This window comes from Mesonia sp. K4-1 (assembly GCF_008017825.1).
Lineage (GTDB): Bacteria > Bacteroidota > Bacteroidia > Flavobacteriales > Flavobacteriaceae > Mesonia.
Window position 1 is genome coordinate 1 of record NZ_VRLS01000026.1, and the last position, 20,576, is coordinate 20,576.

The window sequence follows — 20,576 nt, forward strand, 5'->3', positions numbered from 1 at the left end:
ATTTATCAAGTTTATCAACGGTCTAAAACTAAAAAAACCGCTTAAAAGCGGCTTAAAAAAATAGTTTTATTAGAAATAATAGACTTGTGCAACGGTTACCATTGTTGTACACAGTTATTGATTCTTTAATACATTATTACATACACTTTCAATCCCTTCAATTATCCTTTCCAATTCCTCTTTTATTTCGTCTTTTCTATCTCCCCAACCTTCCCAAATGATTGATTCATATTCTTCTATTCTTTCCAAATTCTTTTTCTCTTGTTCATCTGTGTAATTCCATTTTCCTTGGTCTTTCCAATACCTTCCAAGAAAACCAGAAACTGTCAATATTCGATTTGTAAGCTTTACTAAATCATTAAAATAATTTTCCGATTCCTTACCGAATATAGTTTTGAATCTATATTTTAAGGCTCTTAACTTGAAAAAAGGTTCCTTATTTTTTTCAAACCTTTCAATTACGACGTAAGCTCTATCCAGGATTTTTGTATCCTCAGCTCTTTCATTTTCGTTGCGTTCTCTAGTTTTTCCTTCGTTTACATTACCAAATGGACTTCTTATTGTAGTTATTGCATCTTGAACCTCATAAAAAAGAGATAACGCTTCCTCGGCTAATTCATATTTGCGTTTCCATTTAGTTTCTCTTCTCCAAGAGTTGATTCCGTAAATAGCAACTCCAGATGCAATAATTATTGATATGCTTTTTAAAATATCAAATACTAAATTCCAATCTATTTCGGTACAATTCAAATTTCGGTCGGTTTTGTTCTAATTGTGTACAACTCCTTATATCAACTCAAAAATAAACTTTTAAACTAAAGATTTCAGGATATCGTCACTTTATTATATGTATGATTCCTTTATTGATTCATTTGGTTGGAGTGTTATAAAAAGTCTTGTGTAAACGAGACCTTTTTTGTTTTTAATATCTATTTTTAAAAACTATGAGCGCGAAGGAAAGACAATTATTAAAAAGCTTAATCCAGTTATTAGCTATAACAATCATCGGGTTAAGTGTACTTCCATATTTTATTTACCACATTTGGTGGATAGATATTTTCTCTAACTTTCAGGTGCAGTATGGGGTATTACTGTCTTTTTTAATCCTCCCGTTTGTCTTTAGAAGGAAATGGAAGTGGGTATTCTTTCTGGGGGTAGGAATTGTCTTTAGTTGCTCTCAAATTATACCATTGTATGTTAATACTTCCGCGGAAGCGAAAATAGAAGATGCATATCCTATTTCGATGATGAGTATTAATTTACTTTCCGCCAATAGAAACGCTACAGCTGTAATCAACCATATAGAAAACAAAAATCCTGATATTTTAGTTTTATCAGAATTCAATTCTTATTGGGATAAACAACTTGTAGAAACTTTAGAGTCCTACTCTTATCGACACAAAGTTTTAAGAGAGGATAATTTTGGTATAGGTGTTTGGAGTAAATTGCCAGCAAGCATGCAAACGGTGTATTTTAATGAATTACAATTGCCTTCTATTCTATTACAAACTAAGGGAGCTAAAAATTCATTCTCGTTAATTGCTACACATCCTTTTCCGCCAGTAGGTCAACGTCAATTTGAAGTAAGAAATAAACATTTAACTCACCTGGCAGCTTTTATATCTCGAGAAAACTTCGACAACGTGGCAGTGATAGGAGACCTCAACACCTCGTCTTTCTCTAAGAATTTTCAACTTTTTAAAGAGAAAGCTTCTTTAAAAGATAGTCGGGAGGGATTTGGTATTTTACCGTCTTGGCCGGCCAATGCTTTTCTTCTTCAAACCACTTTAGACCATGCTTTGGTAAGTGAGGATGTAAGCGTGCTTAGAAGAGAAGTAGGTGAGAATATAGGCTCCGATCATTTACCTATATATTTAGAAATCAGTTTACCATAATTTTAAATTTCACTTATGAAAATACCTAAGGAAAAGAGTATAAAAGGACATCGACATATTAAATACGATGTAGAGTCGGTGAGTCAAGAAGAGAGCATTTTAAGAAGTGCAAATTTTTATAAGGAAATGAATCACAGAAGGTCGGTTAGAGAATTTTCAACCCAACCTGTAGAAAAAGAAGTGATCGAAAATATTATACAAACGGCTTCTACAGCTCCTTCTGGAGCTCATAAACAACCTTGGGTATTTTGTGCGGTCTCTAATTCTAACATAAAACAACAAATAAGAATTGCCGCAGAAGCAGAGGAAAGAGAAAATTACACTTCTAGGATGAGTGAACGATGGAAAGAAGATTTAGAAGTTTTAGCTACCGATGCAGATAAACCCTTTTTAGAAAAAGCACCCTGGCTTATTGTCGTGATGAAGAAAGCTTACGATATCAATGAGAAAGGGGAGAAGCAAAATAATTATTATGTAAACGAATCGGTTGGGATCGCCTGCGGAATGCTTATTACAGCCATTCATAAAGCAGGGTTGGTAACACTTACACATACGCCAAGTCCTATGAATTTTTTAAGTAAAGTGTTAAAACGTCCGGCTAACGAGAGGCCTTATTTATTACTTCCTGTGGGATACCCGCAAAACCCAGTTTTTGTGCCCGATATTCATCGAAAAAAAATAGAAGAGGTTAGTGGTTTTTATTTATAAATTAAATAAAGTCAAATTTAATTTTAATATTATTAAATAATAACTTAATTTTATTTAAATTAATTGTGTAAAATGAAAAAACTACCTGTTCATTGTCCTAGTTGTTCAGAAACGCTAAAAGTAAGTCAGCTTTCTTGTGAAAACTGCGAAACCCTAATTTCTGGTAGTTATGATTTACCAGTGATGATGAATTTACCAAGAGAAGATCAGCAATTTATTTTAGATTTCGTGCTTTCTGGCGGAAGCCTCAAAAAAATGGCAACCCAATTAAAAAAAAGCTATCCTACCGTAAGAAATATGCTCGATGAAGTGATTAAAAAATTAAATCTTCTTAAAAATGAATTATAAACTGTTTTTTAATCCGTTTGAACGTTACCAAGAGCGTTTTTTGCTTAGTCTAGGGTTGGTGGCTCTATGCGTAGGTTCGGGTTTAGCTTACCTGTTTAATGCTCGTTTTGACGGAGTTTTAGATTTACATTTTGTTGCGCACATAGAGGTGTGGCATCCTTTTGTCGATAATTTAATAAATATATTGTGTTTACTCATTTGTTTAGGAGCGTTAAGTTTATTGATAAACAAAAGAACACGAATTGTAGATGTTTTGGCGGTTTCCTTAATAGCAAGAATACCGTATTACCCATTTAGCTTATTTAATGTAAATGACTTTATGGTAAATATGTCAGAGGAGATTTTAAAAGATCCTACAGCAATAATGTCTGGCGGAATTGTTATACCTCAACTTTTAATTTTACTTGTTTTTTCGGGGCTTTCTCTTCTAGCAATTGTATGGCAGCTAGTACTTTTATATAAAGGAATAAAGGTAGCTTCAAACGGAAAAGGCGTTAAGTTTACGCTCCTTTTTGTGCTAGCCATAATTGCTTCAGAAATTTTATCGAAATTATTAATTAACTACTAAATCTTATGAAAAATTTACTTTTAAGCTTTACTTTTTTACTGATTTGCTTTTCGGTAAAATCTCAAGAAGTTACAGGAAGCTGGTATGGATCTTTAGAGGTTCAAGGGCAAAAGCTTCGTATTGTTTTTCACGTAGAAGAAAAGGGTGCGAACTTTAAGAGTACGATGGATAGTCCCGACCAAGGAGCTAAAGGTATTCCTATGGGAAACACAACTTTTACACGCGATACCTTAGAAATTTCTGCACCTAATCTAATGATGAAGTTTACAGGAGTATTGAATAATGAAGAGATTAAAGGAACTTTTCAGCAAGGCGGGTTACAACTTCCGTTAAGGTTAACACAAAAAGAAACAAAGCTTAATCGACCACAGACTCCCACAAAACCTTATCCGTATATGGAAGAAAAAGTGACTTTTGAAAATACGAATGATACGGTAACTCTAGCAGGAACTTTGACAAAGCCTAAAAACCTTAAAAACTTCCCTACAGTGATTCTTATAAGTGGTAGCGGACCTCAAAACCGAAATGAAGAGTTAATGGGCCACCAACCGTTTTTGGTGTTAGCAGATTATTTAACCCGAAACGGAATTGCGGTGTTAAGATATGATGATCGCGGCGTGGGAGCATCTACAGGAAGGTTTGATACTTCTACAATTTACGATTTTGCCGAAGACACTAAAGCTGCTGTTAGCTATTTAAAAAATAGAAAAGACATTGATAAAAACAAGATTATTCTTTTAGGTCATAGCGAAGGCGGAATGGTAGCTCCGTTGGTGGCATCTAAGGATAAAACAATAGCTGGGATCACCACGTTAGCTGGACCAGGAGAGCGCTTAGATAAAGTATTGCTGCAACAACAAAAAGACATTTATAGTAGATCGGGTATGCCTAAGGCTACTGTAGATTCTATCATTAGCTTAAATAAAGGCTTTTATGACATTGTCAATACCGTAGATAAAAGTCAAATAAATAAAGAATTTCTAAAATATGGCCAATCAAAATCGATGTCTAACATAGAGATAACCCAACAAATTGAAAGTGTTAGTGACAGGTGGTTTTATTCTTTTATTACTTACGACCCTAAAGAAACATTACAACAAGTTTCTTGTCCGGTTTTAGCGATAAATGGTAGTAAAGATATGCAAGTAAATGCCCACCAGAATTTAACGGCTATTAAAGATAATCTCGCTCAAGGCGGAAATAAAAACGTTACGATTAAGGAAATGGAAGGCTTAAATCATCTATTTCAAAAAGCTGTCACAGGCATGCCTAATGAGTACGCTCAAATAGAAGAAACAATGTCTCCGGAAGTGTTAGAAATCATAAAAAATTGGATACTTAGTTTAGATAAACTATAAAAAATGTTAAATTAGTAGAGTTAATTTTAAATTTTGCTACGTGACTTTAAAAACTACTATTTTAATTTTAGGAATATTATTTATCAGTCAGTCTAGTTTTTCTCAACTTAGTGGTAATGTTTATATAGATGCCAATGGGAATGGGACAAGAGATACTTCAGAAAATGGAGTTGCTAACCTAGCGATAAACATTCAAGATGATACTTTTACTGTAATAGATGTACTTACCACCAATGCTAATGGAGATTGGAATAGTACTACTCAGCTTTCTACGGGAGAATATTACATACATGCAGTTGATAACGACCCTAATTACCCCGTAAACATGACCATTTCAGAAGGGAGTAATCCAAGTTTAATTCAATTTGTTAATTCAGCAGTTATCTCGGGCACAACAGATCTTGGTTTTTTTCCTTCAGGAATTCTACAAGGAAACTTGTTTAATGATTTAAATAACAACGGAGTTAAAGATGGTTCTGATGTAGGAATTCCTGATGTTGATGTTCAAATAACCGATGCTTTTAATCAAACCACAACCATTTCTACAGACGCTATTGGAAATTGGGAAATAGTAGTTCCTGAAGGAAATGTAACTTCTTTAATAGATGTAACAGATCCTGATTTTCCCTTTTCATCACCCACACAAACTACAGGGACTAATCCTAGCGTAGATATGATAACTGCAGGAAATACTATAAATAGTAATAATGACGGTTTTTATGAAAGTTTATTAGTAGAAAGTATTAGCCAGACTTCCATAAACTTTTATCCTAATCCAGTAAGAGAAACTTTTTATTTTAAAAATTACTCTGGCGAAATTCAAATAATTGATGCTTTAGGAAAGGTGGTTTTAGAAACTAATGTGGTGGCCAATCAAAATGTAGATATAAGTTCACTAACAAAAGGAAGTTACTTTATTAAATTAGAGCAGAGAGAAAAAACGATTCGATTAATTAAGGAATAAAAAGGTTATTTTATGAGTTATAAACGAAAAGAAAATCATAGTTTTAAACCGTGATTTTCTTTTTTAATTAAAAACTTGAGATGAAAAAAATTATCGTATTATTTTCTGTATTTGCAGTATTAGTTAGTTGTCAAAATGAAACCTCTCAAGCAGAGAAAGAGTATAATGAAACTCTTAAGGAGGTGTTTGACTATCACGATGAAGCTATGCCTAAAATGGGTGAGATAGCCGACTTAATAGCAAAATTAGAAGTGCAAATTGCATCAGATTCGGATTCTAATCCACCTGAAGAAGAATTAGTGATGGCTAAAGAGCGTTTAGAGCAAGCACATGATCATATGATGGCTTGGATGAAAGACTTTTCAGAAAACTATCCAGATGTTCATAAAGCTAGAGACTTTAATAATGAGCAATGGGCAGAAGAAAATGAAAGACTTCAGCCAGAAATTTCATCAGCTAAAGAAATGCGTGATGATGTTTTTGAAAGTGTAGCTAAAGCTAAAAAGGTTTTAGGAGAAAAGTAATTATTGTATCTTCTCCACTTAAAAATATTTTGATATGAAAGGTTCTTACTTTACAAATCTCAATCTGCCCAAAACAGACTTTGCTTTATTGCTTTTTAGGTTAGCGATTGGGGGAATGATGCTAGTACACGGTATTCCTAAATTATTACAACTTTTTAGTGGAGAAGAAATAGTATTTGCCAATCCGCTTATGATTGGAGATACGGCAAGTTTAGCTTTAGCAGTATTTGCCGAAGTGATTTGTTCGGTTCTTATTATTCTGGGGCTGGGAACACGTTTAGCTGTTATTCCATTAATAATTACGATGGCGGTAGCAATTCTTGTCGTGCACGCGACAGACGGTTTTCAAGCACAAGAACTAGGTCTATTGTACTTAATTTGCTACTTAGTGCTTTTTTATACAGGTAGTGGAAAATATTCTCTAGATTATATTTTCACGAGAAAGTAAGAAATTAATTTTTAGTTATATATTTTTTCAAGTATTTGGCATCTTTTTTAATTCCACCAAGCGTAGCAGAGCCTCGAGTATGTAGCCACGGCAAGCCTATAAAATAAAGTCCTTTCATAGAACTAATACCTCTTTTATGATTAGGATAACCTTCTGGGGTTAATTCTAAACCTTTTATCCAAGAAAAATTAGGTCGGTAGCCCGTTGCCCAAACGATATTTTTAATATCATTAATCGTTTCCTTCTCAGTTTCTATTTGTTCTTGGTGAGCATCATTAGTTCTGCCTACAGGGATTACATTATTTCTATTTAAAATCTCTTTTACATCGGTGCCAATCACCGGTTGCCTGGAGTGATTTATCTTTTTTCCTATAAATGAGTTTTTACTAAAACTTAAAAATCCTGTTTTGGTAAACCACCACCATAAAGTTTTTCCTAAAATTTCTTGAGGTAAAGTAGCAATATTAGTTTCACCCGAGTAATAGGTTTTTCTTTCCTTATCGGAAGAAACCTCATCAAGGATCTGGAAACCACTATCGCCAGCACCTACAACCATTGTAGGTCCAGGATTTAATTGAGAAGGATTTTTGTAATAATTACTGTGTATTTGGAAAATATCATCTGTAATGTCTTCAGAACAAGGTGGCGTATAAGGTATGTGGAATGGTCCTGTTGCAATCACTACATTTTTAGCTTCGTAGCTTCCATGTTTATGCGTAATGATAAACCGACCTTCTTTTTTTTCAATTTTTTCGATAAAGGTGTTTAATTTTATAGGTAGATTAAACTCTTTAGCGTAAAGTTTAAAATAATCTGCGACTTCATATTTATTAGGATAATGTCCTTTAGGGGCAGGAAATTTTAATCCTGGCAAATGGTTAAATTCTGTAGGCGTAAAGAGCGTGAGAGAATCCCACCGATTAAGCCAAGAAGCTCCGACTTCATCTTCTTTATCTACAATGATAAAGTTTTTACCAAGTTTCTGTAGGTAATATGATATAGATAAACCGGCTTGTGCAGCTCCAACTACTATAAAATCTAGCATCTTATTTTGTTTTGGGTATAATACAATATTTAGGTTTTATAAACAAGTTTAAGGATGTTTTAATCTTTTCAAAAAACATCTAAAATTTGATTTTTTATCACCAACATAAATTCGTTTTTAAATCTTATTTCTAGCGATTTATTTATTTGATTTTTTAAGAAAAGTTTTAGTAGCTTTATGAAAAAAAATCGATTGAGCGAGGAAGAATTTAGTTTTGTGTTTGTTGTGATAGTATTGGGAATACTCTTAATCTCCTTAATAGTTATTATAGTTGTAAAATCTATTACGTTGATAGAATACATCTATAGCTATTTTTATAAAAAACCGCTTTACACTCATTTTTACTTTAGGTTAAAAAAAATCTCTCCACAGCACCAAGAATTTATAAAACAAAGGTTTCCGTTTTACAATCGGTTAAATAGGAGACAACAATCCTTTTTTCAACACAGGTTGGTCACCTTTATAGCTCATAAAAGTTTTGAAGGTCGAGATGAGTTTGAAGTTACCGATGAGGTTAAAATATATATTGGTGCTACAGCAGTAATGCTCACTTTTGGAATGCGTAATTTTTTACTTAAACGTTTAAGTAAAATAATTATTTATCCAGATATTTATTATTCTACCATCAATGAAGTACACCATAAAGGAGAATTTAATCCGCAGTTGAAAGCTTTAGTTTTTTCTTGGAAAGACTTTCTACAAGGTTATGAATCGGCAAATGATAATTTAAACTTGGCAATTCACGAATTTATGCACGTGATTCACCTTAATACTTACAATCATAAAAATATAAGTGCGGTCATATTTAGAGATGCTAATAAAGAGTTAGAAGATTTGCTCAAACAAGATCATCTTAGAAATAAGTTGGTTGATTCACGGTATTTTAGAGATTACGCTTTTACCAATAGATTTGAGTTTTTAGCAGTATTAGTTGAATCTTTTATAGAATCACCATTGCTTTTTAAACAAAACTTCCCCGAATTTTATAAGAAAATAAAAGAGATGCTCAATTATAATTTTGCAGGGTATTAGTTTTTGAGTTAGGGATAGTAGCGGCATCCTTTTTTTGCTTTTTAAAAGCAGAAAAAGATATAGCGAATAGCCCGACCCAAATTTATTTGGGTAGCGCCCTAAATCTTATTCTATATTTTTGACGTAAATAAGCTTAAGTCTACCTTTTTGGTTATCTCTAGATTCAATCTCAAATTGGTTGATGGAGTTAATCATAGGAGTAAGCTTTTGAAATCCATAATTACGACTATCAAAATTAGGTTGTTTTTTTTGTAATAAACTACCTACGTCTCCCAAAAAAGCCCAACCGTCTTCATCGGCCACGTCAGAAATGGTAGAAGCGATCAATGCTATTACTTTTGGAGTAATTTTATCTACATCGTTCTTGGTATTTTTCTCTTTAGAGATATTATCCTGCTTAGATTTATTCTTTAAAATTTCTATGTATATAAACTTATCACAAGCCACAATAAAGGGTTCTGGAGTTTTCTTTTCGCCAATCCCAATAACATTTTTACCAGCTTCTCTTAACCTTGTTGCTAAACGAGTAAAATCACTATCGCTAGACACCAAGCAAAAACCATCTACTTTATCACTGTAAAGAATATCCATCGCATCGATAATCATAGCAGAGTCTGTTGCATTTTTTCCTTGCGTATATCCATATTGTTGGATGGGGTTAATAGCGTTTTCTAAGAGAACTTTTTTCCATTTTGCCAAATGTGGTTGTGTCCAATCTCCATAAATACGCTTAATGGTAGGATTACCGTATTTGGCAATTTCTTCCATCATCTCTTTTACATAGGCAGAAGTAATGTTATCTCCATCAATTAAAACAGCAAGGTTAATTTCCATAAAGCAATATTTTATTTTCTTAAAGTTAGTTTAATTAGGTTTAATATCAATATTCTCCATAATCATTTTGGCATGAATTCTAGAGTTTTCAATAAACCATTTATGTGTTTCTAGTCCACCACAAATCACCCCAGCCAAGTAGATTCCTTTTTGATTAGTTTCCATAGTCTGAGAATCATAGGTAGGAATCTTTTTTTCTTTATCACTTAAAGTTATTCCCATAGAATTTAAAAAAGCAAAATTGGGTTGGTAACCCGTTAAAGCTAGAACAAAATCATTCTTAAGCGTAAGATTACCAGATGCAGTAGCAATATCAATTTCGTTTTCACGGATTTCTTTCAACTCCGATTCAAAATAAGCCTTAATGCTACCTTCTTTAATACGATTAACAATATCGGGTCTCACCCAATATTTTACTCGGTCACCAATTTCTTTTCCCCTAACGATCATAGTTACATTTCCGCCTTTACGGAAAATTTCTAACGCGGCATCTACCGATGAATTACTAGCGCCAACGATAGCTACATTTTGCCCAGAATAATAATGAGGGTCGTGATAGTAATGGCTTACTTTAGTCAATTCTTCTCCTACAATATTAAGTTTATTTGGAATGTCATAAAAACCTGTAGCTACAATAATGTTTTTGCATGTATAGGTGCTTTTTGAAGATGTGATTTGATAGTTATTGTTTTGTTTTTCAACTTTTTCTACCTTTTCAAAAAGATTGATATGAAGATTATTAGAAGTCGCAATTCTCCTGTAATACTCCAAAGCTTCTCTTTTGGTAGGTTTAGGGCTGTTGCTTATAAAAGGAATCTTATCTATTTCTAATTTTTCTGAAGTAGAAAAAAAAGTCATATTGGTCGGGTAGTGGTAAAGGGAATTTACCAAGGGACCTTTTTCGATAATAAGATAGTTAAGGTTTCTTTTTTTTGCTTCTAAACCGCAGGCAATGCCAATAGGGCCTGCGCCAATAATTATCACATCTACGGGTTGGGACATATTAATTGTTCGCTAAATTTTTTAGGTCTTCGATGGTACTTGAAGGATCATTAGATTTAAAAACAAAACTTCCTGCCACCAATACATCTGCACCAGCTTTAACAAGTTCGTGAGCATTCTTATCGGTTACTCCTCCATCAATTTCAATTAAAGTTGAAGCATTTTTATTGAGTATCAACTCTTTTAGCTGACCAACTTTTCTATAGGTGTTTTCAATAAAGCTTTGTCCTCCAAAACCAGGGTTAACACTCATCACACAAACTAGGTCTATGTCTTGTATGACATCCTCTAAAAGTGAAACGTTAGTATGGGGATTTAAGGCTACACCAGCTTTCATTCCTGCAGCTTTTATAGCTTGTAAGGTTCTATGTAAATGTGTACAAGCTTCGTGGTGAACGGTTAAGATATCAGCACCTAGATCAGCAAACGTATTTATATAACGATCGGGGTCTACAATCATTAAATGTACATCTATTGTCTTTTTTGCGTGTTTATTGATAGCATCTAAAACAGGCATTCCAAAACTTATGTTAGGTACAAAGACACCATCCATAATATCAATATGAAACCAGTCTGCTTTACTTGAATTTACCATCTCTATATCTCTCTGTAAGTTAGCGAAATCTGCTGCTAGAATAGAAGGGGCAATTAATCTATTATTTTTCATGGGAGTTTTGTTATGTTGCAATGCAAAAATAAAGATTTAATATGAGTCTGGTTTTTAATTTTCTAAAAACATAAAAAGTAGTTTCTTTTATTTTTTTAGGAAAATGCTTTTTCTTACCTTACTAACAAATATTAGTGTAGCCATGATTTTTATTGAAAATGAAGGAGTTAATGATCCTCATCTTAACTTAGCCTTAGAGGAATATATTTTAAGAAACTTTGATAGAGGTGAAGATTATCTATTGTTTTATATTAATGAACCTTCAATTATTATTGGTAGAAATCAAAACACCTTAGAGGAAATTAACCAATCTTATATTGACGAAAATGGGGTTCACGTAGTAAGAAGAATTTCTGGAGGAGGAGCAGTGTATCACGATTTGGGAAATCTGAACTTTAGTTTCATAACAGATTATGACAATACTAAACTCAACAATTTTAGAGATTTTACCAGACCTGTAATTAATACTTTGAATAATTTAGGGGTAAAAGCTGAGCTTGAAGGGAGAAATGACATTTTAGTGAATGATAAAAAAATATCTGGTAATGCTCAATTTTCTAGCGTAAAAAGAATGTTTAGTCATGGGACGTTGCTTTTTGATTGTAACCTAGAAGAAGTAGGAAATACGCTAAATGTAAAGATGAGTAAAATCCAATCTAAAGGTCATAAATCGGTAAGAAGTAGGGTTGCTAATATTTCTGAATTTTTACATATTCCAATGGACATACAATCGTTTAGAGAAAAAATTATTGAAGAAATTTACGATGAACAAGAGCACTTTAGGAGTTATTATCTCACTGCAGAAGAGTGGGAAGGAGTAAAAAGATTAAAGGAAGAGAAATATGGGCAATGGGACTGGAACTATGGTAAATCTCCAAAATTTAATATTCACAGAGTAAAGCGTTTTTCTATTGGGGAAATTGATATTCGAATCTTTGTAGAAAAAGGATATATAGAAAGTATAAAATTTTACGGAGATTTCTTCGGGAAAGAACCTGTGGGGACTATTGAAGGGATTTTGACAGGAAAACGTTATGACTTGGCAGAGATAAAAAAAGCACTAGAACCTGTAGATGTACATGAGTATTTTGGGAATGTAGATAAACAAGAATTTGTTAACTTACTTTATGGGCTAGATGAAATATAAAAACCCCGGTCATCACTCCGGGGTTCATTCATCAATCAAAAAACGAACAGTTATCATACTGCTTGTTGAAGGCAAATATAATAAAATATTAACCTAAATATGTTTTTAAAATTTTACTTCTAGAAGTGTGTTTTAATCTTCTTATAGCCTTTTCTTTTATTTGTCTAACTCTTTCTCTAGTCAGGTCAAAAGTTTCTCCAATCTCCTCTAAAGTCATCGGACTTTGATTTCCTAAACCAAAATAAAGTCTAACCACATCTGCCTCACGTGGAGTTAATGTTTCTAAAGCCCTTTCAATTTCTGTTTTAAGTGAATCGTGTAAAAGTTCTCTATCAGGATTTGGAGACTCCCCAGAACGTAAGACGTCGTATAAGTTAGAATCCTCACCCTCAATTAGAGGAGCATCCATAGATATATGACGACCAGAGTTTTTCATAGATTCTTTAACGTCGTTAATGGTCATGTCTAACTCTTTTGCAATTTCTTCTGGACTTGGAGGTCTTTCATGTGATTGCTCTAAGAAAGCAAATGTCTTATTGATTTTATTAATCGAACCAATTTTGTTTAAAGGTAGTCTAACAATTCTAGACTGTTCTGCTAATGCCTGTAAAATAGACTGACGAATCCACCATACCGCATAAGAAATAAACTTAAAGCCTCTAGTTTCATCAAATCTTTTTGCAGCTTTTATAAGTCCTAAATTTCCTTCATTAATTAAATCGGGAAGTGTTAAACCCTGGTTTTGATATTGTTTTGCAACAGAAACAACGAATCTTAAATTGGCATTAGTCAACTTCTCTAAAGCTCTGTCGTCTCCTGCTTTAATACGTTGTGCTAACTCTACTTCTTCTTCGGCGGTAATTAAATCTACTTTACCTATTTCTTGTAAATACTTGTCTAAAGATGCGGTTTCTCTATTAGTAACCTGTTTGGTGATTTTGAGTTGTCTCATGTAATCTTCCTAAAATTAAATATGGGTTATATAATCTTATACGAGTACTTTCAAAAAAATGTTACAAAAAACTTAAAAAATATTCTTAATAGGTAAAATAAACTTTCTCTAATAAAAGATAATAAGGTGTAGATTACTGAATATCAAAATAAGCAGAATGGGATATAGGTGTGCCTTCTTCACTTATTCCTTGTATAGAAATTTTATATTTTCCAGCTAAATCTGATGCGAAAAAAGAAACTTCTTCACTCGAGCTATTAATCTTGAAATTTTCTATCCACAGCAATTGATTTCTATAATCGGGTATTCTACTTAATTTGTTGTTATCGTAATTGGGTTTATAAGATTCAGTGGGTGTTTGGGGTCTTATAATTTGAAACCTGTGGATGTAATTATCATTTACCTTTTCGAAATAATTCTCATTTTTAGTGATAAAATTGACTACCCCATTAAAAATTTTAGAACCTATTATATAACCTCTATTTACTAATTCAATTCTATCGATATTCTTAGGGTTATATTCAAAAAACGTTTCAAAGTTTTGTAAAGGAAGACCGTCAACCAGAACTAGTGTTTTGTCATAAATTTCTTTATTAAAATCATTCTTAAAATCTCTTAAAACGATAGAACGTACATTCTTTTTCTTTGAGACATACATTTCTGGAATAATTTCAATAATTGTCTCTTCAAGAGTAGGGAAGCTAGTATAGTTTTCTAATACATATACTTTTTCGGAAGGATGATAAAATGCAGTTTTTTTTCTTTCAAGCATTAAACTATCCTTTTTATTAAGGTAATATGCATTTTCAATTTGTAAAGCAATAGACCTTTCTTCAATATTTTTAATTAATTCTCTTGAGACTTTTATAGAGTCTTTAAATTTTAAATTACTATAATCAATTTGAGTATTATTAAGAGTAATATTAAATTTATCTTTATTTTCTCCAAAGACCTGTAAAAATATCTCATTGTCATAACCATCTTCAGGAATGGTAAAATTAAACTCTCCTTTAGTGTTGGTTTGAGATAGATATAACTTGTAATCGTTTTGAGGTATAGATAAAATTACAAATTTATTAGATAGACTGGTGTTATTGCTCTCTTCTTTATATTCTAATTTACCAGAAATGGCTTCTCCTCTAACTTCTGGGACAATAGTAGAATTATTTTTTAAGCGAAAAGATGGATAACTGGGTTCATTTATATTAATGAAATCTAAGCTGTCAACTCTAGTAATACTAATCAACGCATTATTAACTATTAAGTTTTCAGGGTTTATAATTTCCAACTTAACAGCCTCTCTTTTCTTATAATTTTTTTTATCCGTATTGATTTTTAATTTCCGATTAGTGGATACTTCAGAGGAATAATTATAATGAACAGAATCTTTAATTTGGATGTTACCGGGTAATTTTTTGAACGGATTTAAAACAATAAGATCTTTAGTGAGTAATTGGAAATTTGTCCCTTTAAGCATCGATTTGGTATAGGCAATCAGCTTATAGTTACCTGAAGTTAAATTTTCGGAAATAAATAACTTTAAGCTTCCAGAGCTATTACTAATTGCTATTTTATTTTGAGAAATAATATTTTCTTTATGATCAATAAGGTCTACATAAGCAACTTTGCTAATCAAGGAAGGTTTACCGCTTTTTTTATTTTTTATCCATAAATTAATATTTAAGGTTTCACCAGTCAAAATAGTATTATAATTCGTGGAAATAATAATTTCTTCTTGAGGAACTTGATAATTAGTTTGAATAAAATTTACCTTAGCCATTAATGGCGTGGTAATTATAAATACAAATACTAATATTTTTTTTTCAATTTTATTCATACCAAAAATCTGGGATTTCATTAGACGATATCGATGTACATTTAGAGCAAGGAGTTTCAACCATAAAATATGTATCCCAAGGGTCACCTTGTTTAATTTTAAATAGGGATTTATTACCAAAACTAATAAGACTCATTAACCTTTCAAGGTTTTCAGGCAGAGGAGGAGTCCCACAAGGGTATCCGCTCACTATTTCCTCCACATTACAGTCTATATAATATTCTGGTTTAGGCTCATTAGGATATAAATCGTCGTAGTTAAAAAATATTCTTTCAGAAGAATAAGAAGCTATTTCGAAATATCCTAGTATTTTTTTATCGCTGGTAGTCGATTTAATATTACCCTGTAAAAAACCAGGTTGATTAGGAGAAAGTGTGTTTTCATTTTCGCCCGATCCAGATATTTTTTTTAATGTTCTATAATAATTATAGGTATCATAGTTTATAACATGTTGCTTCACATTTAAAGCATAACGGTGCGCAGATCTCCAACTTGATTGTGGTACGAATTTTATCAAAAAATCAGATAAATTACTTTCAGATTGATTAGAGGTCGTAGCTAATATAATCTCTTTAGAGTCTTTAACAGTATAACAAACTTTATCATCTTCTTGCCTTGGTTGGTAACTAATATAACAGTAATTAGTAGTAAAAGGCGACTCTCTCACATATATAGCCTCGTTTGGTCCCCAATATGGTGCTATTACTTTGTAAGCTTCTTGATATTCATAACGGTAATATATTACTTCATTTATAGGGTTAGTAGAATTTACCTTGAAGCTTGCACCAAACTTATCATCTATATTTTCTTTAGAAAGCTGGACCTCTAAATTGCTAACTGGGGGCAAAGTTTCAGGTAAAGATTCATAATTCTCACCAGATGCGGTTTCAATATATAATTGATAAGAGTTATTTGGTTCTGCCTTAAATTTCTCTAAAGAAAGGTAAGCTGTATCTTCTTCTTTGTATTGAAATAAATATTCTTGATCAAAATTATCTTTAATAAGAATTTTGGCATTGGTTACCGGTAGGGCAAGGGAATCTTTAAAAGTATAAGTGTTTGTTAGTTTAATTTTCTGAAATTTAAACTCATCTGTAATGGTTGTTTCTACCACTAAAAGATCTTCAAAATTTTCAGTAGAGGGTATAAATTCTTCTGTACAACCCCAAAAACTAAAGATTGTAAATAGAAAATAGAGCTTATATGTAATTTTTATCTTATTCATACCAAAAGTCAGGGATTTCATTTGAGGATATTGATGTACATTTAGAGCATGGAGTTTCTACCATTAAATAGATATCGGGTCTCCCGTTCTGCCCCAATTGTAATTCGTAAAGAGATCCAAAGCCAGATTCTACCAATGCACTAAACCTTGCGTATGGATCAAGAAAATGGATATAATGGGCACAAGGAAAATTATCATTCCTAAATCTTTCAACAATACAATCTATATAATATTCTGGTTTGGGCTCATTAGGATATAAATCATCGTAGTTAAAAAATATCCTTTTTGAAGAATAGGAAGCCATTTCGAAATATCCTAATATTTTTTTATTGCTGGTAGTCGATTTAATATTACCCTGTAAAAATCCAGGTTGATTAGGGGAGAGTGTATTCTCATTTTCACCAAATCCAGATATTTTTCTCAATGTTCTGTAATAATTATAGGTGTCATAATCTATAACATATTGATTAACTTTCAATGCATAGCGATGTGCAGCCCTCCAACTTGTTTGCGGAATAAACTTTATTAAAAACTCAGACAAATTATTGTCAGATTGATTAGAGGTCGTAGCTACAATAATCTCTTTCGAGTCTTTAACAGTATAACAAACTTTATTTTGTTCTTGTCTGAATTGATGCGTAATATAACAGTAGGCAGGAGTAAATGGAGCTTCTCTTACATATACAGCTTCTCTTGGTCCCCAATAAGGTGCTATAACCTTATATGCTTCTTGATATTCGTAACGGTAATAAACAGCATCATTTGTAACGCTTTTGCTACTAACTTTATATGCCGCTCCAAATTCTTCATCAATATTTTGAGTTGAGAGCTGAAGATCAAGATTACTAACTGGAGGTAAAGTTTCTTGTGAAGATTCATATTTCTCACCAGATGCAGTTTCAATATGTAACTGATAAGTTTTATTAGGCTCTACCTTAAATTTTTCGATAGAAAGGTAAGCCGTGTCTTGTTCTTTATATTGGAATAAGTATTCTTGATTTAAATCATCTTTAATAAATACTTTAGCATTTGTTACAGGCCGTGTCAATGTATCTTCAAAAGTATAAGTGTTTGTTAGTTTAATTTTCTGAAATTTAAACTCATCCGTAATTGTTGTTTCTACGACTAAAAGGTCTTCAAAATTTTCTGTAGAAGGAATAAATTCTTCTGTACAACCATATAGACCCATAATCAGAAATAAAAAAATAATGTGTTTTTTGAGTAACATCATCAAAATTTAAAATTGTAGGTTACAGTTGGGACAGGAATGGAAAATATAGATGTTTTATAAGCTTTTACCTCTCCATTATCTGTAACAAAATATACGGAATATGGATTATTTCTACCTAAAACATTATATATCGAAATATTCCAAAAACTATGTGCTAGCTTCTTTATTTTATGATTTCCTTCAATATTAACTCCTAAATCTAATCGGTAGTAATCTGGTATTCTAAATTCATTTCTATCACTATACAAAACGTAGCTAGCATTATTATAATCATAGTTTCCTACAGGGTAAGTTATTGGTCTTCCAGTTTGGTATATAAAGTTTGCCGAAAAACTATATCTCTTAGTTAATTTATAATTTAAAACAAGGCTAAAGTCATGTGGCTTGTCAAAATTAGCAGGGAAATAATTTCCACCATTAACAATTTCTTCGTCAAACTCTCCGTCTAATTTTAAAAATGTTCGAGAGTAAGTGTAACCAATCCAGCCATTTAATCTTCCGTTAGGTTTTTTTAATAAGAATTCTATACCATAAGCTTTTCCTTTACCTTGAATAACTTCAGTTTCCAAATTTTGATTAAGAATTAATTCAGCTCCCACTTTGTAATCCAACATATTATCAAGGTTTTTATAATATCCTTCTAGTGTTGCTTCAAATATTTCTCCTTTAATCTTTAGATTATTGTAAAGCCCAATAGAGTATTGATCTGCTGTTTGTGGTTCAATATTGGTATCTGAAATTTTCCAAGTATCGGTCGGAGATTGTGTTGTGTTGGTAGATAGCAAATGAATGTATTGTTTGTTTCTATCGTAGCTAGCTTTGATAGAAAAATCTTCTGTTAAAAAATAGCGAAGAGAGACCCTAGGTTCAATACCATAGAAGCTTTCAATAACTTCATTGTTGCCATATTGGAGAGTGTCTATAACGGACTCATTACTTTTAGGAAGATTCTTGTCATAAACTAGTTCTGTGCCACTTCCTAAATTTACGAAGTTTGACAACCTGACGCCTACATTTATAAGGAGTTTATCGTTAAACTTAAATTCATCTGCGATGAAAATACCAGATTCAAGGGCCTTTTCCTCATCTATAACTTTTCTTTCTAGTAAGGTGTTAGAGTCAGTTGGATTAAAAAATCCAGGTTTTGTATTGTAAAGTTTTGAGGATACTCCATAGGTAAGATGATGTTTTTTATTTAGTGCATAGTTAAATTTTAGTTTTGCCAGAGTTTCATTGATCTCAAACCCAAAATCAAAATTTTCTCTAGGTTCATCGTTATTTTCATAATCAATATCAAAATTATATTTTGTATTTGTTAATAAAAATGTAGATCTATGTTTATCACTAAATGTATGGTTCCATTTAATAGAAGCCAGTCTATTGCTATAACTGTATAAAGAATCGGAAGTTAAGTTAAATTTATCTTTACTGTAATAAGCTGTAGCTTCAATATTATTATTCTCATTGAGAATGTGATTGTATTTAATTAATCCATCAAAGAAAGAAGCTTGACTATCTTTTAAATCTTCATCATCTAGACTTTTTAAAATCCAGTCAGAGTATGTAGCTCTACCACCTACAATTAAGCTTGATTTATTCTCTACAATAGGAATGTTAACCATTACGTTAGAGGTTACTGGACCAATTCCTGCTTCACCACTAAATTTGCTTTTATCTCCATCTTTGGTTTGAATATCAAAAACAGAGGAGAGTCTACCTCCAAATTCAGAAGGAATACTTCCCTTATAAATATCAACCTTACTAATGGTGTAAGGGTTTACGGCACTAAAAAAACCAAAAAAATGAAATGGATTGTATATTAATCCACCGTCTAGTAAGATTAAATTCTGATCTGTTTTTCCTCCTCGTACATTGAAACCGGCGGAGCCCTCACCAGCCGTTTTTACACCTGGCATAATTACAGCTACTTTTAAAACATCTCTTTCACCTAAAACCATTGGTATATTTTTAATCTCCTTAGCGTCTATAGTGGTAACTCCTGTAATAGCTGTTCTAATCACTTCTCTGTTTTTAGAGCTAATTATAACCTCATCTAACTGGCTAATGCTTTCAGTTAACGAAAAATTTAATGATCCATTACTGTAAACAATTATTTTTCTTTTTTGTGGTAAATAACCAATAGACGATACCAACACAGTATTTTCACCTATTGGTAATTTAAGTGAGTATTCTCCATTTTCATTGGTTATAGTGCTAATGTCATTTTTAAGTGTTTTTATATTTAAATAAGATAGCGGGAAACCAGTTTTTCTATCTGTAATTTTTCCTGATATCGTATAAGTTTTAATAGCATTAACCTCCTTTTGTTTGCCTATAAAAGAAATTTTTTCCTCAATTTCGTCATCAGAATTTATATTTTCAAAATTTTTATAGAATACAGGGTTTATTTCTGCAACAGAGATATTTGAAGTAATGGAATCAGAACTTTTATTTCTTTTAGGGTAAAAATTATCAGGTAATACGCTGTAGATATAATTGTTCTTTGATAGAATTATTTGGTTATTATAAACTAAATAATTAATATTATTGTCAGATAAAAGATCGTCTAAGATATAAGTCAATGTTTTTTCTTGATAGCTTTTATTGGGAGCGTAGATTCCCTTCAGCCACTCAGAATCAAAGTAAGCTTTCTTTTGAGTTTTTAATTCTAACTTTAAAATGGCGCTTTCAATTGTTTCATTATTGAAGCTTATCTGATCTATAGTTTGAGCTTCTCCTTTTGAAAATATAATTAAAAAAAAGAGAGAGGTAATTAAAAATTTAGGCATTA

Annotated in this window: 20 protein-coding genes; 10 read left to right on the forward strand and 10 right to left on the reverse strand. The window is 31.9% G+C overall.

Annotation, left to right across the window (positions count from 1 at the left end):
* Positions 1-114 precede the first annotated feature (114 nt).
* Positions 115-750, reverse strand: coding sequence for a hypothetical protein (locus FT986_RS04240; RefSeq protein ID WP_147864005.1), 636 nt, complete (start codon positions 748-750; stop codon positions 115-117).
* A gap of 194 nt (positions 751-944) precedes the next feature.
* Between FT986_RS04240 and FT986_RS04245 the strand changes: the two genes are divergently transcribed.
* From FT986_RS04245 to FT986_RS04280, 8 genes are all read left to right on the forward strand, one after another.
* Complete coding sequence (locus FT986_RS04245; RefSeq protein ID WP_147864006.1) at positions 945-1,895, forward strand: endonuclease/exonuclease/phosphatase family protein; 951 nt, start codon at positions 945-947, stop codon at positions 1,893-1,895.
* A 15-nt stretch (positions 1,896-1,910) separates the two neighbouring features.
* Positions 1,911-2,603: a nitroreductase family protein gene (locus tag FT986_RS04250; protein ID WP_147864007.1), complete on the forward strand. Its 693-nt coding sequence runs from the start codon at positions 1,911-1,913 to the stop codon at positions 2,601-2,603.
* 72 nt (positions 2,604-2,675) lie between these two features.
* A complete protein-coding gene (locus tag FT986_RS04255) occupies positions 2,676-2,951 on the forward strand; it encodes a DUF2089 family protein (protein ID WP_147864008.1) in 276 nt (91 codons plus the stop codon).
* Positions 2,941-3,519 (forward strand): hypothetical protein, encoded by a 579-nt coding sequence (locus FT986_RS04260; RefSeq protein WP_147864009.1) that lies wholly within the window; start codon positions 2,941-2,943, stop codon positions 3,517-3,519. The genes FT986_RS04255 and FT986_RS04260 overlap by 11 nt, the downstream gene beginning before the upstream one ends.
* Before the next feature lie 5 nt (positions 3,520-3,524).
* A complete protein-coding gene (locus FT986_RS04265) occupies positions 3,525-4,877 on the forward strand; it encodes a S9 family peptidase (RefSeq protein WP_147864010.1) in 1,353 nt (450 codons plus the stop codon).
* Positions 4,878-4,917: 40 nt separating this feature from the next.
* A complete protein-coding gene (locus FT986_RS04270; protein ID WP_147864011.1) occupies positions 4,918-5,841 on the forward strand; it encodes an SdrD B-like domain-containing protein in 924 nt (307 codons plus the stop codon).
* A gap of 80 nt (positions 5,842-5,921) precedes the next feature.
* The gene (locus tag FT986_RS04275; RefSeq protein ID WP_147864012.1) at positions 5,922-6,365 is read left to right on the forward strand and encodes a hypothetical protein; all 444 of its coding nucleotides are present in this window, start codon (positions 5,922-5,924) and stop codon (positions 6,363-6,365) included.
* 34 nt (positions 6,366-6,399) lie between these two features.
* Complete coding sequence (locus tag FT986_RS04280; protein ID WP_147864013.1) at positions 6,400-6,813, forward strand: DoxX family protein; 414 nt, start codon at positions 6,400-6,402, stop codon at positions 6,811-6,813.
* A 4-nt stretch (positions 6,814-6,817) separates the two neighbouring features.
* On the opposite strand, the gene FT986_RS04285 is transcribed toward FT986_RS04280, so the two are convergent.
* Positions 6,818-7,858 (reverse strand): NAD(P)/FAD-dependent oxidoreductase, encoded by a 1,041-nt coding sequence (locus FT986_RS04285; protein WP_147864014.1) that lies wholly within the window; start codon positions 7,856-7,858, stop codon positions 6,818-6,820.
* 177 nt (positions 7,859-8,035) lie between these two features.
* Between FT986_RS04285 and FT986_RS04290 the strand changes: the two genes are divergently transcribed.
* Entirely contained in the window at positions 8,036-8,890 is an 855-nt protein-coding gene (locus tag FT986_RS04290) for a zinc-dependent peptidase (RefSeq protein ID WP_255505901.1), read from the forward strand.
* A 105-nt stretch (positions 8,891-8,995) separates the two neighbouring features.
* On the opposite strand, the gene FT986_RS04295 is transcribed toward FT986_RS04290, so the two are convergent.
* The 3 genes from FT986_RS04295 to rpe are packed head-to-tail and all read right to left on the reverse strand — an operon-like array spanning position 8,996 to position 11,393.
* Entirely contained in the window at positions 8,996-9,724 is a 729-nt protein-coding gene (locus FT986_RS04295) for an NYN domain-containing protein (protein ID WP_147864015.1), read from the reverse strand.
* A 30-nt stretch (positions 9,725-9,754) separates the two neighbouring features.
* Positions 9,755-10,726 (reverse strand): YpdA family putative bacillithiol disulfide reductase, encoded by a 972-nt coding sequence (locus FT986_RS04300; protein WP_147864016.1) that lies wholly within the window; start codon positions 10,724-10,726, stop codon positions 9,755-9,757.
* Between the two features lies 1 nt (position 10,727).
* Positions 10,728-11,393 (reverse strand): ribulose-phosphate 3-epimerase, encoded by a 666-nt coding sequence (gene rpe, locus FT986_RS04305; RefSeq protein ID WP_147864017.1) that lies wholly within the window; start codon positions 11,391-11,393, stop codon positions 10,728-10,730.
* A 142-nt stretch (positions 11,394-11,535) separates the two neighbouring features.
* On the opposite strand from rpe, the gene FT986_RS04310 reads away from it, so the two are divergent.
* Complete coding sequence (locus tag FT986_RS04310) at positions 11,536-12,540, forward strand: lipoate--protein ligase (protein WP_147864018.1); 1,005 nt, start codon at positions 11,536-11,538, stop codon at positions 12,538-12,540.
* 88 nt (positions 12,541-12,628) lie between these two features.
* Here FT986_RS04310 and FT986_RS04315 read toward each other — a convergent pair whose 3' ends face one another.
* From FT986_RS04315 to FT986_RS04335, 5 genes are all read right to left on the reverse strand, one after another.
* On the reverse strand, positions 12,629-13,492 hold the full coding sequence (locus FT986_RS04315) for an RNA polymerase sigma factor RpoD/SigA (protein ID WP_111541700.1): 864 nt from the start codon (positions 13,490-13,492) through the stop codon (positions 12,629-12,631).
* 133 nt (positions 13,493-13,625) lie between these two features.
* Positions 13,626-15,329 (reverse strand): hypothetical protein, encoded by a 1,704-nt coding sequence (locus FT986_RS04320; protein ID WP_147864019.1) that lies wholly within the window; start codon positions 15,327-15,329, stop codon positions 13,626-13,628.
* A complete protein-coding gene (locus FT986_RS04325; RefSeq protein WP_187248574.1) occupies positions 15,322-16,554 on the reverse strand; it encodes a DUF4249 domain-containing protein in 1,233 nt (410 codons plus the stop codon). Before FT986_RS04325 ends, FT986_RS04320 begins: the two co-directional genes overlap by 8 nt.
* Complete coding sequence (locus FT986_RS04330) at positions 16,547-17,785, reverse strand: DUF4249 domain-containing protein (RefSeq protein WP_147864021.1); 1,239 nt, start codon at positions 17,783-17,785, stop codon at positions 16,547-16,549. Before FT986_RS04330 ends, FT986_RS04325 begins: the two co-directional genes overlap by 8 nt.
* Positions 17,785-20,574 carry a TonB-dependent receptor gene (locus FT986_RS04335; protein WP_147864022.1) on the reverse strand — a complete coding sequence of 930 codons (2,790 nt, stop codon included), beginning with the start codon at positions 20,572-20,574 and terminating at the stop codon, positions 17,785-17,787. The genes FT986_RS04330 and FT986_RS04335 overlap by 1 nt, the downstream gene beginning before the upstream one ends.
* Positions 20,575-20,576: the final 2 nt, after the last annotated feature.